Source organism: Bradyrhizobium erythrophlei (genome assembly GCF_900142985.1).
Classification (GTDB): domain Bacteria; phylum Pseudomonadota; class Alphaproteobacteria; order Rhizobiales; family Xanthobacteraceae; genus Bradyrhizobium; species Bradyrhizobium erythrophlei_B.
In genome coordinates this window covers 4667306-4684117 of sequence record NZ_LT670849.1, presented here as the reverse complement: position 1 = coordinate 4684117, position 16812 = coordinate 4667306, and the positions used below count along the sequence as shown (strand labels likewise).

Genomic DNA, 16812 nt, shown 5'->3' with positions numbered 1-16812 from the left:
TCGGCGCTCCACGGCTTGTTGGTGAGGGCTGACACGCTCTAAGGCTCCGGTTCAGCCCGCGAAATGGCGTGCGACGCCGAACAATGCGCCGGTGGCCAGCACCATCGCTACCATCGCTCCCACGACGTTTCGAGTAAGCCGCTCCCGGGTCATATGCCGCATGGAATCCTCCAGACGTATAGGAGGTAAGCCGGCGCCGGACAGATCGTTCCTGCGAACCCACCATCGGGGATGATGGGCGCAACGAAATGGCCCGCACGAAGTGGGGCCCGTGGTCGGCTGCACCGGGGAGCGGTGTTGGCCTGCGACCCCCGTAGCCGGTTCTGAAAACCGTAGTGCCCTCTGAGTTTTGGAGATGTCCTAATCCCACTTTTAGGAACAAACGTCCAAATTCTGAACTTAGCGCTGGAACGATAGGGTTCGGGCATGCACGAAAACCAAAACACGGTGGTGCAAGATCGAGATTGATTTCTTCATTGCCCGGCGTGTGCTGCCGCCCTTAAACTTAGCCATCAGTTTCTCGATTCCGAGCAGGGAAAGACAATTCGTCTTTTCAAATGCGAAAGGTGCGGCGAGCGCATTTGGGATGAATAAGGCCGCTTCGGTTGGTTACCTTCTTTCATTTCGCTAGAGCCGGAGCCTGTTCTAACTTCAAGCCGCGTTGCTTGACGAGCGGATCGTTGGTGTCACGCGGCGTTATCCAGTGATCGACCACATAGAGCGATCCGAAATAAACTAGGAAGCCAGCCGCCGCAGCGACGATAACGGCCCCGATCAATTGCTTCGTTGAAGATTCCCCCAGCATGGCGCTGAAGCTATCGGTTCCAGTCTGCTAGCTCAAGGAGAAGGCCGCCTCAGTGGGTGGGGAATGAGCGCAAATGAAAAAGCCCCGGACAATCAGGCTGTGTGGAAACGAGAGGCTGCGGTGATCCGGGGCCTCTTTTTTTAATTTTTAGGGTCAGGCGAGCCTAATCTTGAGGCTTTGCGAGCCGATGAGATTGATGACCCGCATGATGTTGTAGACAAGAACGCTGAGGGCGGCTTCAGTCTTGACGTTGGTAAGGCCTCGGGTGAGGAACCTGCCGCCAGCCGTCATCCGCTTGATGGTTCCGAACGGGTGTTCAGCCGCGCATCGCCGCTGCCGCATGAGGTGTGGATCGGCTTCGACGCGGGCATTCATGCATTGAAGCGCGTCCTCGTAAAGGTGTCTTTGAACGAAGCGGCGCTCGACGCGGGTGCATCTCGGCTTGAGCGCGCAACCCGAACAATCGTCGGCGATATACAAGACGCTCTGCTTTCTGGTGAGGATTTGCTTGCGCACCAGTGTTCGGCCCGCCGGACAACGAAAACTGTCGGTTTGCGGCTCATAGATGAAGGCCGTGCGGTCGAAGAAGTCGCCTTGATTGTTGACGGCCCGGTTCGCTGGCACACAAGGCGTGATGCCATCGTTCTCGCAGGCTGCCGCGTCTGCTCCGTTCGAATAGCCAGCGTCCGCCACCACCGTGAGCGTATCGGCCGCCACCGCATCCTTCGTCGCCTTGGCCATCGGATGGAGCAGCCGGTTGTCGGTGGGTTCGGTTGTAACCTCATGGTGGACGATCAGCCCCGTCGCAGCATCGACCGCCGTCTGGACATTGTAGGAAGGAGGCTTGGAGCCTGCCCCTTTACCCATCGGCCGCGCATCGAGCTCACCTTCTACAAGACTAGTCCGATCTTCCGCCTTAAGTCGCGCCGCCAGAGCATCAAGGTCGGTGCGGCGTGCCCTGAGAGCCTGGAGAGCCGCAGCCGTTTGTTCCGCATCGCTATCGGCCCGCTCGCCCGCATCGATGCTGTCGAGGTTGGCAAGATAAGCCGCGATCTGTTGATCGATCCGGCCGGCCTCTTCGGCGACCTTGCGTTCGCCCATAATCCGCTTGGCGCTCGCCACCGCCCGGAACTTCGAACCGTCGAGGGCCACCAGACGGGCCGCAAATAGTCCCTGCTCGCGGCAGAACAGCACGAAGGCCCGGCATGCCCCTACGATCCCGGCTGCATTGTCCCGCCGAAAGTCCGCAATTGTTTTGAAGTCGGGGGCAAGCCGCCCCAACAGCCACATCAGTTCGACATTGCGCCGGCACTCGCGTTCCAGCTTGCGGCTCGAACGAACCTCGTTGAGGTACCCGTAGATATAGAGCTTCAGAAGATCGCGCGGGTCATAGCCGGGCCGCCCGGTCACCGCCGGTGTCGCTCGAACCAAGCCGAGCCCGAACATATCGAGACCTTCAACAAAGGCATCGATTACCCGCACCGCCGCATCAGCGGCAACGTAATCATCGATCCGTGCCGGCAAAAAACTCGCCTGGTTACGGTCCCCACCTCGAATGTAGCGCATGAAAAAGGCCGCATCATTAATGATGCGGCCTCTCTATCTGATTTGCCCCAGTTCTCACACAGCCTGGAAATGGCCGGGTTTTTTGTTGCCGGAGGTTTCTGAAAGGCCTGCTCTAAAACGCTAGTTTTGTTTGACGCGTTTTCTTCACGCGAACCGGTACCCACCCCCGGATCAAGTCCGAGGGCAGGCTTCGCTCGAAAACGCTATCGCGAAAGCGAGCGCAGCACCGCCTCGCTCGGCCAGCAGTCCACCGTGAGCCCTGCCTGTTTCTGATAGGCGCCGACCGCCGAGCGCGTCTTCATGCCGGCCTTGCCGTCGACCCTGTCGGCATAGAGGCCGATGCGCGTCAGATGGCGCTGCATCGCCTCGACGTCTTTGGTGCGCAGCTGCGTCGATGCCGACCACGGCGTGGCGAAGGGAAGCGGCGCCACCATGCGATCGGCGAGATGGCCGACGAACAGCACATAGAGATCGGAGAAATTATACTCCTTGATCACGAAGTAGTTCTTCGTGGTCAGGAATGACGGGCCATAAACGCCTTCCGGCTGCAGCAGCGAAGCCTCCTCCGCCTGCTCGGCCGCGCTCAACCGTTGCCCGCGCACCGGCACGAAGCCTTCGCGCAGCCATTGACGAAGCGGTTTCGTCACCTCCGGCACACCAGATGTGCAGTCAGTGTTGGCGGGCGGCGTGACTTCATAGGCCCAGCGCACGCCCCTCTGCCATCCCTTGTTGACGAGTTGCTCGGCGGCCGACGCCAGCGCATCCGGCACCGAGTGCCAGATGTCCTTGCGGCCGTCGCCATCGAAATCGACGGCATGCTTGTAGAACTCCGAGGGCAAAAACTGCGTGAGCCCGGTCGCGCCGGCCCACGAGGCGCGCAAATCCTTGCGCGTGACCTCGCCGTCATTGATCAGTTTCAAGCCTAAGATGAATTCGTCGCGGTACTGATCCTTGCGGCGGCCGACATAGGCCTGCGTCGCCAGCACGCGCACGCCGTCATATGGCAAAGTGTAGCGGCCGAAATCGGTCTCCCGGCCCCAGATCGCGAGCACGATCGGCGCCGGCACGCCGAACTGCTTTTCGATGCCGTCGAGAGCGCTGCGATATTTCGCCATCAGCTTTTGGGCCTCGGCCGCCAGCCGCGCGATCGACGCTTCCTTGATGTAGTCGGCCGGCACCTGCACGAATTCGGCCTGCGACGGCGCGCCTGTGGCGGGCCGTCCCGGCAGGATCAGGTCGGGCAGCTTGTAGTCCGGCTCGAGGCCCGCGGTCTCGCGATCGAACGTCGCGCGCGACACGCCTTGCGCCTGCGCTTCAGGCCACAGCGAAGCGATGAACTGTGTAAAGGCGGGATCGGACGCGGCGCGGGTGGGAAGTATCGACATCCCAAAGAACCCAGCGAAAGCCAGCGCAACTGCTAGTCTGGTGATCCGGTTCTGTCGCATTTGATGTCGGGATATTCCACATCGAGATATCGTGACGGAGCGTGGATATAAGCACGATCATCAGCGGCAAATCCATGACTGGTGCGGCCCATCACGCTCTCGACGTCGAATTGTATTTCGAGAAATATTGACCGATAGTCGCCTTGGAAATGATTCGAATCGGTCAATTCGAGCAAGCGGCGCCAACAATCGATGCGGGTTAGCCAGCGAGACAAGCAATCACGACCGGATTTGTGCTGTCGTCATCCGGCGGTCGCCGAGCGGCGCTTTGTGCCGCCTGCTGGCATACAATTCCTACCATAAACCGCTGAGCTCGCCGGTGGCCAACAAGATCAAAACCAAGAAGGGCGACCGCCAAGCACACGCGATCGCAGTGCTTCACGCTGCCATCATCCGGCACATCCTTGCTGGACGTTTTTTGGACGCGCATCTCGGCTGCCAGCAGGCCCTGGCAATGGATCCGGAAAATCCGGAGACCATGAACCTGATCGCCGTCGCGCATATGGAAGCAAGTCAGTTCGATCATGCCGTCGAGTGGGCGTCACGTGCGATCAGGAAAGATCCAAAAGCGCAATATCTGACGACCTTGGGGACGGCACTCGCGAAATCGGGCAGGCTTGATGAGGCGATCAAGGTATTCGACAAGGCCGTTGGGCTAGCGCCCGGCGACGCGATGCTTTGGTGGCAAATGGGCGATGCCCTCATCGAGGCTGGCCGTTCGCAGGACGCCCTTCTCTGTTTCCAGCATACGCTGGCGCTCGATCCGCGGAATGGCCATGCGGCGTGCAAGGCAGGATATATTCTTCACGGATTGGGACGCTTCGAGGAAGCCCTTCCTTTCTTCGACAAAAGCCTGGAGTTGCTGGGGGATCACGCCTTGACGCTCCAAATGCGCAGTCTCGTTCTGCGGGAGATGAAAAGGTTCGAGGAAGCCCTGGCCGATAGCCAGCGTGCCATAAAGCTGGATCCCGCCAGCGCCGACGTCTGCAACAACCATGGCGGTGCGCTTCATGCGTTGGGACGGCGGGACGAAGCGCTGATCTGGTACGAGCGCTCACTACAGATCAAGCCGGATCAGGCGAGACCGCTCGCCAACAAAGCGGCGGTATTGACCGAACTCCATTGTTTCGACGAAGCGGAAGCAATGTATGAGCGCGCCATAGCGGCCGATCCGAACTACGCCGAAGCGGCCTGGAATCTTGCCTTGCTCCAGATGTTGAGAGGAAATTTCGAAGCAGGCTGGAGCGGGCGCGAGGTACGCTGGAGAATTCCAGCGCTAGTGGAGTCGTATCCTAAATTCTCCGGCCCGATGTGGCTTGGGGCAGAATCCGTCGCCAGCAAGACCGTGATCGTCTGTCAGGACGAAGGACTGGGAGACGTCATCCAGTTCGCACGCTACGTGCCGCTGCTCGCATCCCGCGGCGCCCGCGTCATCCTCGTGGTCGAACCGTCGCTCTGTCCGCTGCTTTCGCGATTGCAGGGCGTTTCGCTATGTCTGCCGAAGTTGCCGGGGACTGCGCTGCCGCCATTCGACTTTCATATCCCCATCGACAGTCTGCCGCTGGCGTTCAGGACGACGCGTGACAATGTGCCGGCCTGCGAAAGCTATTTGCCTTCTCCCGATGCAGACCGGGTACGAACCTGGGAAAGCCGTCTGGGCCCGCATGAGAGATTGCGGATCGGGTTAGCCTGGTCCGGCAATCCGAAACATCGGAACGACCAAAACCGGTCGATATCGTTGCAAGCAATGTCTCGCATTCTCGATATCGATGCGACGTTCGTCAGCCTGCAAAACAACCCGCGGCCGCAGGATGCCGATTTTCTCCGCGAGAGGAGAGAGGTCGTCGATCTCTCCGAGCATATGACCGATTTCGCCGAGACCGCTGCGCTCGTGTCTTGTCTCGATCTGGTGCTCACGGTCGACACCAGTGTCGCGCACCTCGCCGCAGCTCTCGGCCGGCCAACATGGATCTTGCTGCCGTACACGCCGGACTTTCGCTGGCTGCTTCATCGGGACGACAATCCGTGGTACCCGACCATGCGTCTGTTTCGGCAGTCGCAAACGCGCGAATACGGCAGCGTTTTGGATCGTGTGCGGACTGAATTGACGGCGCTACTTTCTAACCCGCTAGAAGCAAATTCCGGCCGCGGATTGTAGACGCCGCCCCCTACCGCGTCAGCTTCTTGTACTTCACCCGGTGCGGGATGACGGAATCCTGGCCGAGCCGGCGCATCTTGTCCTTCTCATAGTCCTGGAAGTTGCCTTCGAACCATTCGACATGGCTGTCGCCTTCAAAGGCAAGCATGTGGGTGGCGATGCGATCGAGGAACCAGCGATCGTGGCTGATGATGACGGCGCAGCCGGCGAAATCCTCCAGCGCCTCTTCGAGCGCGCGCAGCGTATCGACATCGAGGTCGTTGGTCGGCTCGTCGAGCAACAAGACGTTGGCGCCGGACTTGAGCATCTTGGCCAGATGCACGCGGTTGCGTTCACCGCCGGAGAGCGCGCCGACTTTCTTCTGCTGGTCCGCGCCCTTGAAGTTGAACGACGAGCAATAGCCGCGTGAATTGACCTCGCGCTTGCCGAGCAGGATCAGTTCATTGCCGCCGGAAATTTCCTCCCATACGGTCTTCTTGGCCTCGAGATCGTCGCGCGACTGGTCGACATAGCCGAGATGCACGCTCTCGCCGATCGCAATCGTGCCGGCGTCCGGCTTCTCCTGACCCGTGATCATGCGGAACAACGTGGTCTTGCCGGCGCCGTTGGCGCCGATCACACCGACGATGCCGCCGGGCGGCAGCTTGAAGGAGAGATTGTCGATCAGGAGGCGGTCGCCATAGCCTTTCACGAGCCCCTCGAAATCGACCACGTTCTGACCGAGACGCTCGGCCACGGGAATCGTGATCTGCGCGGTCTGGGTCTGCTTTTCGGACGCCTGCTTCAACAGATCTTCGTAGCGCTGGTAGCGCGCCTTGGATTTGGCCTGGCGCGCCTTGGGCGAAGCCGCGATCCATTCCTGTTCGCGCGCCAGTGTGCGTTGATGCGCGGCCTCCTCGCGGCCTTCCTGCTCGAGCCGCTTCTGCTTCTGCACCAGCCAGGACGAATAGTTGCCCTCGTAGGGAATGCCCTTGCCGCGATCGAGTTCAAGGATCCAGCTCGTGACATTATCGAGGAAGTAGCGGTCGTGGGTCACGATCAGGATCGCACCGGGATAGTTGCGCAAATGGCCTTCCAGCCATGACACGGATTCCGCGTCGAGATGGTTGGTCGGTTCGTCGAGCAGCAACAGTTCGGGCTGGTCGAGCAGCAGCCGACAGAGCGCGACGCGGCGGCGTTCACCGCCGGACAGCTTCGTCACATCGGAATCGTCGGGCGGGCAGCGCAACGCATCCATCGCCTGGTCGACCTTGCTGTCGAGATCCCAGAGGCCGGCGGCCTCGATCTCGTCCTGCAGCTTGGTCATCTCATCGGCGGTCTCTTCCGAATAGTTGACCGCCAGCTCGTTGTAGCGGTCGAGGATCGCCTTTTGCTTGGCAACCCCCAGCATGACGTTCTCGCGAACGGTCTTGGTGGCGTCGAGGTGCGGCTCCTGCTCGAGGTAGCCGACGCGGGCGCCCTCGGCGACCCAGGCCTCGCCGGTATATTCCTTGTCGAGCCCGGCCATGATCTTGAGCAGGGTCGATTTGCCCGAGCCGTTGACGCCGAGCACGCCGATCTTGGCGTCGGGGTAGAACGACAAATGGATGTTATCCAGCACCTTGCGGTTCGGCGGATAGGTCTTGGACAGACCCTGCATGAAATAGACGAATTGGCGCGCCATCGAGGCCCCTGGAATCAAGAGATTTTTAAGGATGTTTAGCTTGGCCGTCATGTAGCGGCGCAGGCCCCAAAGGGCAACCGTCCGAGCCGGACCGGCCCGGGTTTTCCCTCTGTTCACCAGTCCCGCCTGTTGGGTCCCGGTAGGAACACGGGATCCGGACAATTGAAACCTTCTTTTAATAAGTTGCGACCGAAACTCGAACCCGACGCCACAAGGAGGCGTCCAATGGGTCAGAAGACGCCGGAAAAAAGACAGGATTCGTCATGGCGATCATCGATTCGGTTTCCATTCGCTCCCCGGCAGCCCGCCGCGACGGACAGAGCCATCCCTTCGCCGGCCTGCTCGCCTTCTTCAGCGCATTCTTCGCCAAGGCGCTCGACCCCTACCGCCCTGAACTTCATTACATGCGCGGTCCGGGCCCGGCCTGCCGCGCCAAGCAGGCGGCCGCCCTTCGCCGCGCCAACTGAGTTCGCCCTCGCCGGCCGACCGAAGCCGCCGGTAACGCGCAAACACCCCCGTCCTCCGACCACATTTTGATAGCTGTGGCGCTTGCCTGAACGGGCGCGCCGCGCAACCATGCGCGCCTTCCAAAGAGGCGGCGCCGATGGAGCGCCGTCCATACTCAGAAGTGGACCTGACCATGACGCGGCTGCGCTGTGCAATTCTCGACGACTACCTCAATCTCTCGCTCAAGGTCGCTGACTGGTCCAAAGTCGAGGATCGCGTCGATATCACCGTCTTCAGCCAGCCGTTTGCTTCGCCGGAAGCCGCCGTCAGCGCGCTGAAGGATTTCGAAGTCATCCTGGCGATGCGCGAGCGCACGCCGTTCCCGCGCGCCATGTTCGACGCTTTGCCCAAACTGAAGCTCCTGATTACCTCGGGCATGCGCAACAATTCGATCGACCTGGCGGCCGCGAAGGACAAGCAGATCGTCGTCTGCGGCACCCACTGGCCGCGCGATCCGACCGCGGCGCTCACCATGGGCATGATCCTGGAACTGACCCGCAATATCGGCCGCGAGAACGCCCGCATGCATGCCGGCGAATATCTGCAGAAGCATGTCGGCATCGAAATCGACGGCAAGACGCTCGGCGTGCTGGGCCTGGGCAAACTCGGCGCCAAGGTTTCGGCGATGGCGAAAGTGTTCGGCATGAACGTGATCGCCTGGAGCCCGAACCTCACCAAGGAACGTTGCCAGGAAGTCGGCGTCGGTTACGCCACCAAGGAAGAGCTGTTCTCGACCGCCGATATCATCACCATCCATATGGTGCTGAGCGACCGCTCGCGCGGTCTGGTCGGCGCCGCCGACCTCGCCCGCATGAAACCGACGAGCTTCCTCGTCAACAGCGCGCGCGGTCCGATTGTCGATGAATTGGCGCTCCTGGAGACGCTGAAAGCGCGCAAGATCGCGGGCGCTGCGGTCGACGTGTTCTCGGTCGAGCCGCTACCGGTCGACCATCCGTTCCGCAAACTCGACAACCTCGTGCTGACGCCGCATCTCGGCTACGTCACGCAGGAAACCTTCATCGCCCACTACAATCAGATGGTCGAAGGCATCGACGGCTGGTTCAAGAGCGAGCCGGTACGGCGGCTGGCGTAAGGCTCAGGGGATCGACGATCAGGCCGTCACGATCAGGCCGTCTTGGGCACGAACTTTGTGACAGGAAGCGTGATCGTCTGATGTAGATAGGTCTGATACGTCACGGTGCCGTGCGTTCCGTCGATATTATTGAATGCCACGTTGCCGAGCAGAACCGAATTCTTGCTGACGTCGCCTGTACCCTGACCGCTGCGGCCGTCGACCGCATATTTGACCTGCGCGTCCCGTCCGTCGATCGAGCTGACCGTGAACGAGGCGGTGTGGTCGACCGTCGCACCGGTCCAGCTCCCGACCAGCGGATTGGCATTAGCCGCGGTGGCGCTGGCGTCCTTGGTGAGGACGGCCGTCTGGGTGCCGGTCGCGGCCAACTGTCCTGACGGCTGATAGGCGAACTCGAACGCCGCCTGCGTGCCGTTGCGGGTCGCGATCGTCACATTGCCGAAGCTGATGGAGTTCTGGCTGACGGTGGCCTGCCCGCGTTCGGTACGTCCGTTATGTGTGTACTCGACCTGCGCCGTACTTCCGTTGATGCTGATGACCTTGAATTCAACGGCTGCGTGATTTTGCTTGGTCGTCCCCTTCCAGTCACCGAGCAGGTTGCTCTGGCGATAGAGCGTCTCGTTGACGGGATTGATATGGCTGGCGCTGGCAGCAATCGTACTCACCGCTCACTTCCATTTCATGGTTTGGCGCCAACACGAACGAACTGACGTTTGGCACCATCGTTATGAAAAAATCGTAAACGACTTCTTACCGGGCATGAGTACGGCGACGGCTGGCGACGTGACAAAAAAGCGCGCCGGGGTGGGGCGCGCTTTTAACAAAGTCATCGAGAGCTGATGGTCAGCGAACCGTGACCGGTGGCGGCAGCGGCGGAACCGAGGTCGGCTGGGTGCCGGGCAGGCTCGGCGCAGGTGCAGCGCTAGGTCCGGCCGACGGGCCCGGCACGGGCGCGGCCGAAGCCGTCGTGGTCGCACCCGGCGGCGGACCACCCGGTAACACGACGACGCGGGTACCGACCTTGACGCGATCGAACAGGTCCGAGACGTCCTCGTTCAGCATGCCTATACAGCCCGAGGAGACGAACTTACCGATCGTCGAGGGCTGGTTGGTGCCGTGGATGCGGTAGACGGTGCTGCCGAGATACATCGCCCGCGCGCCGAGCGGATTGCCGGGACCGCCGGCCATGAAGCGCGGCAGATAGGGCTGGCGTTCGATCATTTCGGTCGGCGGATGCCAATCCGGCCATTCCGCCTTGCGGGTGATCTTCTGCACACCGGTCCAGGTGAAGCCGTCGCGGCCGACGCGGACGCCGTAGCGGATCGCGCGGTTATTGCCGAGGATGTAATAGAGATACGTATTCGGCGTATCGACGACGAGCGTGCCCGCCGGTTCCTTGGTGGCGAAATTGACCTCCTGCCGGCGCAGATTCGGCGGCAGGTTGACGGGTGCCGCATCCGGTTGCTCTTCCGGCGGCAGCAGCATCACGGTCTTGTTGTCAGGCCCCTGGGGACCGGCACCTTGCGGCGGCTGGACGCTTCCGGTGACGTTACCCTGAGGACCGACGGCACCGGGCGGACGAACCCCGCGGCCGTAATCGTCTTCGCCGACGGGCGAACCATAAGGCTGTGGCGCACCGGCAGGCCGATCGGCATAGATCACCGCCGGCGGTGCGGCCGGCCGGCCATAACGCGGATCATCCGGCGACATCACCGGCCCGGTATAGCCACCCGGAGGCGGTGCGGGACGGCCATAGCGCGGGTCGTCCGGCGACATCACGGGACCGGAATAGGCCGGCGCCGGTGCCGGGCGGCCGTAGCGCGGATCATCCGGCGACATCACCGGTCCCTGATAGAGGCCCGGGGGGTGGCCATAACGGGGATCGTCGGGCGACTGGATTGGACCGCCGCGGTCAGAATAGATCGGGCGCCCGTAACGCGGATCGTTCGGCGCCGGCACCGCACCGGGCGGCGACAAGCGGGACGAGCCGGGTCCATTCGGACTATCCTCGTCATCCAGCGCGTCAAAGTCGGCCGGGCGCGGCCCGCGATAGTCGCCGGGATAGCCGGGCGGCGGAGAAGGCGAATAGACGGTCCCCGGACCGACCGGGTAGCTTTGCGCCGACGCAAGCGAGGTTCCTGCGGCTTCCGCTGCCACGGCAGCAGAAATCGCGGCACAAATCGTCAGAATGCGATTGGTCATCATTACTCTTGTATAGCCCCAAAGGCGCCACCGGATCGTTAACGGCAGATGACCGAAGATCGCGGCGCATTCAAGACAAAGTACCCCGTATTGCTGCCGGACACGACCCCTTTACTGGGGCCTCTGATACCCGGTTTTGGGCCGTTTTAGCCGTTCATCTTGGAACCGGAGATGAACAAGCGAGGCCTTTCGCCTCAATATCTGCGGCTGCGAGGTAACACCGCACAAGACGATTTCAATTGCGTCGAGATTTTACGAGCGCCGCGAACTCGTTGCGCTATTCTTGAACAAATCTGATTCGTCGCTCCAGCGCGCGGCCAATCTGCTTCACCAGTGGTCCGATTCCCGCGCTCGCTATCGATTTTCGGCGGGCGTTTTTTGTGAGTAGCCGAGAATCCAGGGATCACCGGCGAGTTCGACTTCGAGTGGCCACCGCGTTCCCGTCCGCCAAGCTTTTCGGAAGAATTTCGCGCGCCCATGCTTCCCGGCTTTCGCTTCCTTTTCGCAGCCACCATGTTGTCGATGTCGCTCCTGATTTTCGGGCTCGGCGCCGCCGCGCTGCTGCGCGCCGCCCACGAATCCTTTGCCAGCAACTCGTCCTGGCGCGCGGCGCCGGAATTTCCGTTTGCGCAACGCCCGGACACGACGACGCCGGTGCTCGCCACGCTGCGCGTCGAACCGAATTCATTCGACAAGGCGAATGACCAGACCGCGGTGACGCCTGCGCCCGTCGCTCAGCCGATGCCCTCCGTCGAACCTGCGCGCAGCGACCAGGTTGCAGCCTTGCGGCCGGCTGAAGCGCCGCCTCTCGAGCCCGCCAAACCGGCCGAGTTGCCAACGCCGGCATCGATGCCGGGAAATCCGCCCGCGACCGAAGCTGTTTCGTCCCCGGCTGCAGCAACGGGGATCGAGCCAACGACTGGCGCCGACGAGCGCAAGATGACCGTCGCCACATCGGACACAACGGCGGTCAAGATCGAGCCAATCGAGAGCGAACCAATCGCTGCGCCAGCGAGCCAGCCACAAATAGATCCGGCCGGCGCAACGGCTGAAACAGCGTCCGGCGCGGAAGCTGCCGTCAGTGTCGCGGCCATGAAAATCGCAACCCTTGGTGGCCCGCCGGTCGACGTCACCGACGATGCGTCAATACCCTTGCGAACGGTGAAGCTCCCCCGGGCGAGACCCGATCAAGCCGCAATCAAGAAGCGCGTGCAGGCCCGGCGCGCACTGCAGCGACGGCGGCTCGCCTTGCGCGCGCAGCTGATGTTGCAACAGCAACAGGCCAATCCGTTCGCGCAGCCGCAATCATTTCCGCCGGCTGCGGCTTCGCATTAGCTTCTATCAGGCAGCCCCGGTCGCGATCGGCGGACCATCCGCCTTGCCCCATTCCGACCACGAGCCATCATAGAGCGCGGTGTTCTCGACGCCGAGGCGGTAGAGCGCAAGCGTCAGGACCGCCGCTGAAACGCCGGAGCCGCAGCTTGTGACGATGGGTTTTGCCGTATCGACGCCGGCGCCGGTAAAGGCTTTCCTCAGGTCGTCGAGCGGCTTCATCGTGCCGGTCGCGGCATCGAAGAGATTGTTGTAGGGCAGATTGAGCGCGCCCGGAATGTGACCCGAACGAATGCCCGGACGCGGCTCGACCGCGCGCCCCTCGAAGCGGTCGGCGGCGCGCGCATCGATCACCTGCTCGGCGTGGCTTGCGACATTGGCGATCATCTGCTCGATCGAGCGAACGCGCCTGGCGTCGTAGTTTGCCTTGATGGTCGCGGGCTTCGCCGTCACCTCGCCGCTCTCGACGGCACGTCCTTCCGCGCGCCACTTCTTCAAGCCGCCATTGAGGATGCGGACGTCGCGATGGCCGTAGGACAGGAACATCCACCATGCGCGCGGGGCGGCGACCCAGCCGCCGGCGTCGTAGATCACGACCGTATCGTTGTTTGAAACGCCGAGCGCCCCGACATCGCGGCCGAACTGTTCGCCGCTCGGGAACATGTGCGGCAATGGATTGGAATGATCCGACACCGCATCGACGTCGAAATAGACCGCGCCCGGAATATGCGCGGCGAGATAATCATCCTTTGGCAGCGGCAGCACGCCGGGCAGTTTGAACGTGGCATCGAGCAGCTTCACGTTGGCATCTTTCAGACGCTCTGCCAGCCATTCGGTAGAGACGAGGGGGTCGTTGGTGGTGGTCATTTGTCTGCCTTCTTCTTCGGTTCCCATTTCTCGGTCGGCCCGCCGGCATCACGCCAGGCGGCAAAGCCACCCGCGATGTGCGCCACCGGCTTCAACCCCATATCCTGCGCGGTCTTGGCCGCAAGCGCCGAACGCAAGCCCCCGGCGCAGTGAAAGATGAACTTCTTGTCTTGCTGAAAGACCGGTTTCGCATAGGGGCTTTGCGGATCGATCCAGAACTCCAGCATGCCGCGCGTACAGGAGAACGAGCCCGGAATTTTGCCTTCGCGTTCGAGTTCGCGCGGATCACGGATGTCGACGATGACGACGTCACTGCCCTGCGCGGCCTTGATCGCTTCCGCCGCGCTCAGGGTTTCGATTTCGGCATTGGCCTCGTCGACGAGGGCCTTGATCCCGCGATGAATGGTCTGGGGCATAAAGTGTTTCCTCACACGTGTCGGCCACTTCTCGTATCCCCGGACGCGGCGCAACGTTCTCCCGGCGACGCAAAACGTCGTCCGGTACGATGCACCGCGGAGCCGGGACCCATAGCGCGGACACTTTCCTGGGCCCCGGATCAGCAGCACACCGCATAAGCGCTGCGCTGCGTCCGGGGCACGTATTTTTATTACCGCACCAATTCCTTCATCGCGTTCTCCAGACCCTCAATCGTGATCGGATACATGCGATTAGCAAAGATGCGGCGGATGATGGTGGTCGATTCCGAATAGTCCCAGTGCTTTTGCGAAACCGGATTGAGCCATACCGCGTGCGGATAGGTGCGCGTGACGCGTTCGAGCCAGACCGCGCCCGCCTCTTCGTTGACATGCTCGACCGAGCCGCCCGGCACCATGACCTCGTAAGGCGACATCGAGGCGTCGCCGACAAACACGATTTTGTAGTCGTGCGGATATTTATGCAGCACATCCCAGGTCGGCGTGCGATCGGTGAAGCGGCGGCGGTTCTGCTTCCACACGCCCTCATAGAGGCAGTTGTGGAAGTAGAAATATTCCATATGCTTGAATTCGCTTTTCGCAGCCGAGAACAATTCCTCGACCTGCTCGATGTGGGAATCCATCGAGCCGCCGATATCGAAGAACACCAGCACCTTTACCGCATTGCGCCGCTCGGGGCGCATATGGACGTCGAGATAGCCGTGATTGGCGGTCTCGCGGATGGTGGTGTCGAGATCGAGTTCGTCCGGCGCGCCGGTGCGGGCGAATTTGCGCAGGCGACGCAGCGCAATCTTGATGTTGCGGATGCCGAGCTCGACATTGCCGTCGAGATCCTTGAACTCACGGCGGTCCCACACCTTGACCGCGCGGAAGTTGCGGTTCTTCTCCTGCCCGATTCGCACGCCTTCCGGGTTGTAGCCATGGGCACCAAAAGGAGACGTACCGGCGGTGCCGATCCACTTGCTGCCGCCCTGATGACGCCCCTTCTGCTCTTCCAGCCGCTTGCGAAGCGTCTCCATGAGCTTGTCCCAGCCCATCGCCTCGATCTGCTTCTTCTCTTCTTCGGTCAGGTATTTTTCCGCGAGCTTCTTCAGCCATTCCTCGGGGATATCGGCCTTGAGCATCGCGTCGAGCAGGCTTTCCAGCCCCTTGAACACGGTGCCGAACACGCGGTCGAATTTGTCGAGGTTGCGCTCGTCCTTCACCAAAGCGGCGCGGGAGAGATAATAGAAATTCTCCACCGACTGCTCCGCGAGGTCGGCGTCGATCGCCTCCATCAGCGTCAGATATTCGCGCAAGGTCACGGGCACCTGGGCCTCGCGCAGCGATGTGAAGAATTGCAGGAACATGCCCTTCAGATTGCCTGCCCCACTGCCCGCGTCAAGGGTAGCCCGTGCGGATCAGGGCAGCATGACGGGAGCCGTACCGGTCTGGACCTGCAAGGTTTTTCAATTACATTAGGGGCAACGACCGCCCGATGTGGCGGTCTTTTCCTGTCCAGAGGCGTCCTCGTCTCGACAAACAAGGCAACGCCTCGATGAAATTCACTGGCACCAAGGACTACGTCGCCACCGAAGACCTCAAGGTGGCGGTCAACGCCTCGATCGTGCTCGAGCGGCCGCTCCTGATCAAGGGCGAGCCTGGCACCGGCAAGACGGTGCTGGCGGAAGAAGTTGCGAAGGCGCTGAAGGCCCCGCTTTTGACCTGGCACATCAAGTCCACCACCAAGGCGCAGCAGGGTCTCTACGAATACGACGCGGTATCGCGGCTGCGCGACAGCCAGCTTGGCGATGCGCGCGTGTCCGACATCAAGAACTACATCAAGCGCGGCAAGTTGTGGGACGCCTTTGCCAGCGAGCAGCGGCCGGTGCTTCTGATCGACGAGATCGACAAGGCCGACATTGAATTCCCCAACGACCTGCTGCTCGAACTCGACCGCATGGAATTCCACGTCTACGAGACTGGCGAGACGATCAAGGCCGCGCAGCGCCCGATCATCATGATCACGTCGAACAACGAAAAGGAGCTGCCGGACGCATTTCTGCGCCGCTGCTTCTTCCACTACATCAAGTTCCCCGACGCCGACACCATGGGCCGGATCGTCGACGTGCATTTCCCCGGCATCAAGAAGCGCCTGGTCGAAGAAGCGCTGCGCATTTTCTTCGAGGTGCGCGAGGTGCCGGGCCTCAAGAAGAAGCCGTCGACCTCGGAGCTTCTGGACTGGCTGAAGCTGCTCCTGAACGAAGACATCACGCCGGAGAGCCTGAGGGAGCGCGATCCGCGCAAACTGATCCCGCCGCTGCATGGCGCGCTGCTCAAGAACGAACAGGATGTGCATCTGTTCGAGCGGCTGGCTTTCCTGAGCCGGCGCGAGGTCTGAGGCCAACAAGCCGATAAGATCTGCCGCAAATTGTGATCGCTGCCGGCTAGAGGCGTCAAGTTTTGCGACGTATGGTTGCATCGCTGGTTTTCCTGCACCCTTTTGCGGATTGGATCATGCCCGACTGGATTCTCGGACCTGTCTGCGTTGTTCTTCTCGTTGGCTTCATCTTCTATGCCTTTCGTCAGGGCACGAAGATCGCACCAGATCGAACCAGCAACGGTGGGCGCACCGAGAACGACTATCCGAACTCATCTGATGGCGGAGGATCGGATGCCGGCGGCCACTCCTTCTGAAATGGACGCTTCGGCGTTTTTGAACCGAAGAGAGGTTTGAGGCGACTGAATTAAGCGCCCCTCG

Annotated in this window: 14 protein-coding genes; 6 read left to right on the top strand and 8 right to left on the bottom strand. The window is 61.5% G+C overall.

Going from position 1 to position 16812, the window contains the following annotated elements:
• Nucleotides 1-958 precede the first annotated feature (958 nt).
• Both BUA38_RS22105 and BUA38_RS22100 read right to left on the bottom strand, forming a co-directional pair.
• Nucleotides 959-2371 carry an IS1182 family transposase gene (locus BUA38_RS22105; RefSeq protein ID WP_072821188.1) on the bottom strand — a complete coding sequence of 471 codons (1413 nt, stop codon included), beginning with the start codon at nt 2369-2371 and terminating at the stop codon, nt 959-961.
• Between the two features lie 203 nt (nt 2372-2574).
• On the bottom strand, nt 2575-3756 hold the full coding sequence (locus tag BUA38_RS22100; protein WP_072821187.1) for a lytic murein transglycosylase: 1182 nt from the start codon (nt 3754-3756) through the stop codon (nt 2575-2577).
• A gap of 379 nt (nt 3757-4135) precedes the next feature.
• Here BUA38_RS22100 and BUA38_RS22090 point away from each other — a divergent pair, with 379 nt between their 5' ends.
• Entirely contained in the window at nt 4136-5974 is a 1839-nt protein-coding gene (locus BUA38_RS22090; protein WP_072826316.1) for a tetratricopeptide repeat protein, read from the top strand.
• Between the two features lie 10 nt (nt 5975-5984).
• Here BUA38_RS22090 and ettA read toward each other — a convergent pair whose 3' ends face one another.
• Complete coding sequence (gene ettA, locus BUA38_RS22085; RefSeq protein WP_072821183.1) at nt 5985-7637, bottom strand: energy-dependent translational throttle protein EttA; 1653 nt, start codon at nt 7635-7637, stop codon at nt 5985-5987.
• A 263-nt stretch (nt 7638-7900) separates the two neighbouring features.
• Between ettA and BUA38_RS22080 the strand changes: the two genes are divergently transcribed.
• The gene (locus BUA38_RS22080) at nt 7901-8104 is read left to right on the top strand and encodes a hypothetical protein (protein ID WP_072821181.1); all 204 of its coding nucleotides are present in this window, start codon (nt 7901-7903) and stop codon (nt 8102-8104) included.
• 173 nt (nt 8105-8277) lie between these two features.
• A complete protein-coding gene (locus tag BUA38_RS22075) occupies nt 8278-9237 on the top strand; it encodes a D-2-hydroxyacid dehydrogenase family protein (protein ID WP_072826315.1) in 960 nt (319 codons plus the stop codon).
• A 32-nt stretch (nt 9238-9269) separates the two neighbouring features.
• Here BUA38_RS22075 and BUA38_RS22070 read toward each other — a convergent pair whose 3' ends face one another.
• Both BUA38_RS22070 and BUA38_RS22065 read right to left on the bottom strand, forming a co-directional pair.
• Entirely contained in the window at nt 9270-9902 is a 633-nt protein-coding gene (locus BUA38_RS22070; protein WP_072821179.1) for a hypothetical protein, read from the bottom strand.
• A 178-nt stretch (nt 9903-10080) separates the two neighbouring features.
• Nucleotides 10081-11439 (bottom strand): L,D-transpeptidase, encoded by a 1359-nt coding sequence (locus BUA38_RS22065; RefSeq protein ID WP_072826314.1) that lies wholly within the window; start codon nt 11437-11439, stop codon nt 10081-10083.
• 477 nt (nt 11440-11916) lie between these two features.
• Between BUA38_RS22065 and BUA38_RS22060 the strand changes: the two genes are divergently transcribed.
• Nucleotides 11917-12774, top strand: coding sequence for a hypothetical protein (locus tag BUA38_RS22060; RefSeq protein WP_072821177.1), 858 nt, complete (start codon nt 11917-11919; stop codon nt 12772-12774).
• A 6-nt stretch (nt 12775-12780) separates the two neighbouring features.
• On the opposite strand, the gene sseA is transcribed toward BUA38_RS22060, so the two are convergent.
• The 3 genes from sseA to BUA38_RS22045 all read right to left on the bottom strand — a co-directional run bounded on the left by sseA (nt 12781) and on the right by BUA38_RS22045 (nt 15421).
• Nucleotides 12781-13638 carry a 3-mercaptopyruvate sulfurtransferase gene (sseA, locus tag BUA38_RS22055; RefSeq protein WP_072821175.1) on the bottom strand — a complete coding sequence of 286 codons (858 nt, stop codon included), beginning with the start codon at nt 13636-13638 and terminating at the stop codon, nt 12781-12783.
• Entirely contained in the window at nt 13635-14054 is a 420-nt protein-coding gene (locus tag BUA38_RS22050; RefSeq protein ID WP_072821173.1) for a rhodanese-like domain-containing protein, read from the bottom strand. The genes sseA and BUA38_RS22050 overlap by 4 nt, the downstream gene beginning before the upstream one ends.
• A 191-nt stretch (nt 14055-14245) precedes the next feature.
• Nucleotides 14246-15421: a vWA domain-containing protein gene (locus BUA38_RS22045; RefSeq protein WP_072821171.1), complete on the bottom strand. Its 1176-nt coding sequence runs from the start codon at nt 15419-15421 to the stop codon at nt 14246-14248.
• 188 nt (nt 15422-15609) lie between these two features.
• Between BUA38_RS22045 and BUA38_RS22040 the strand changes: the two genes are divergently transcribed.
• Both BUA38_RS22040 and BUA38_RS22035 read left to right on the top strand, forming a co-directional pair.
• Nucleotides 15610-16452 carry an AAA family ATPase gene (locus BUA38_RS22040; RefSeq protein ID WP_072826313.1) on the top strand — a complete coding sequence of 281 codons (843 nt, stop codon included), beginning with the start codon at nt 15610-15612 and terminating at the stop codon, nt 16450-16452.
• 116 nt (nt 16453-16568) lie between these two features.
• Nucleotides 16569-16748: a hypothetical protein gene (locus BUA38_RS22035; protein WP_156898647.1), complete on the top strand. Its 180-nt coding sequence runs from the start codon at nt 16569-16571 to the stop codon at nt 16746-16748.
• Nucleotides 16749-16812: the final 64 nt, after the last annotated feature.

Bases quoted from the DNA above. Each gene is read 5' to 3' on its own strand.
- BUA38_RS22105 (WP_072821188.1), bottom strand. From the start codon at position 2,371: ATGCGCTACATTCGAGGTGGGGACCGTAACCAGGCGAGTTTTTTGCCG.
- BUA38_RS22100 (WP_072821187.1), bottom strand. From the start codon at position 3,756: ATGTCGATACTTCCCACCCGCGCCGCGTCCGATCCCGCCTTTACACAG.
- ettA (WP_072821183.1), bottom strand. From the start codon at position 7,637: ATGGCGCGCCAATTCGTCTATTTCATGCAGGGTCTGTCCAAGACCTAT.
- BUA38_RS22080 (WP_072821181.1), top strand. From the start codon at position 7,901: ATGGCGATCATCGATTCGGTTTCCATTCGCTCCCCGGCAGCCCGCCGC.
- BUA38_RS22075 (WP_072826315.1), top strand. From the start codon at position 8,278: ATGACGCGGCTGCGCTGTGCAATTCTCGACGACTACCTCAATCTCTCG.
- BUA38_RS22065 (WP_072826314.1), bottom strand. From the start codon at position 11,439: ATGACCAATCGCATTCTGACGATTTGTGCCGCGATTTCTGCTGCCGTG.
- BUA38_RS22060 (WP_072821177.1), top strand. From the start codon at position 11,917: ATGCTTCCCGGCTTTCGCTTCCTTTTCGCAGCCACCATGTTGTCGATG.
- sseA (WP_072821175.1), bottom strand. From the start codon at position 13,638: ATGACCACCACCAACGACCCCCTCGTCTCTACCGAATGGCTGGCAGAG.
- BUA38_RS22050 (WP_072821173.1), bottom strand. From the start codon at position 14,054: ATGCCCCAGACCATTCATCGCGGGATCAAGGCCCTCGTCGACGAGGCC.
- BUA38_RS22045 (WP_072821171.1), bottom strand. From the start codon at position 15,421: ATGTTCCTGCAATTCTTCACATCGCTGCGCGAGGCCCAGGTGCCCGTG.
- BUA38_RS22040 (WP_072826313.1), top strand. From the start codon at position 15,610: ATGAAATTCACTGGCACCAAGGACTACGTCGCCACCGAAGACCTCAAG.
- BUA38_RS22035 (WP_156898647.1), top strand. From the start codon at position 16,569: ATGCCCGACTGGATTCTCGGACCTGTCTGCGTTGTTCTTCTCGTTGGC.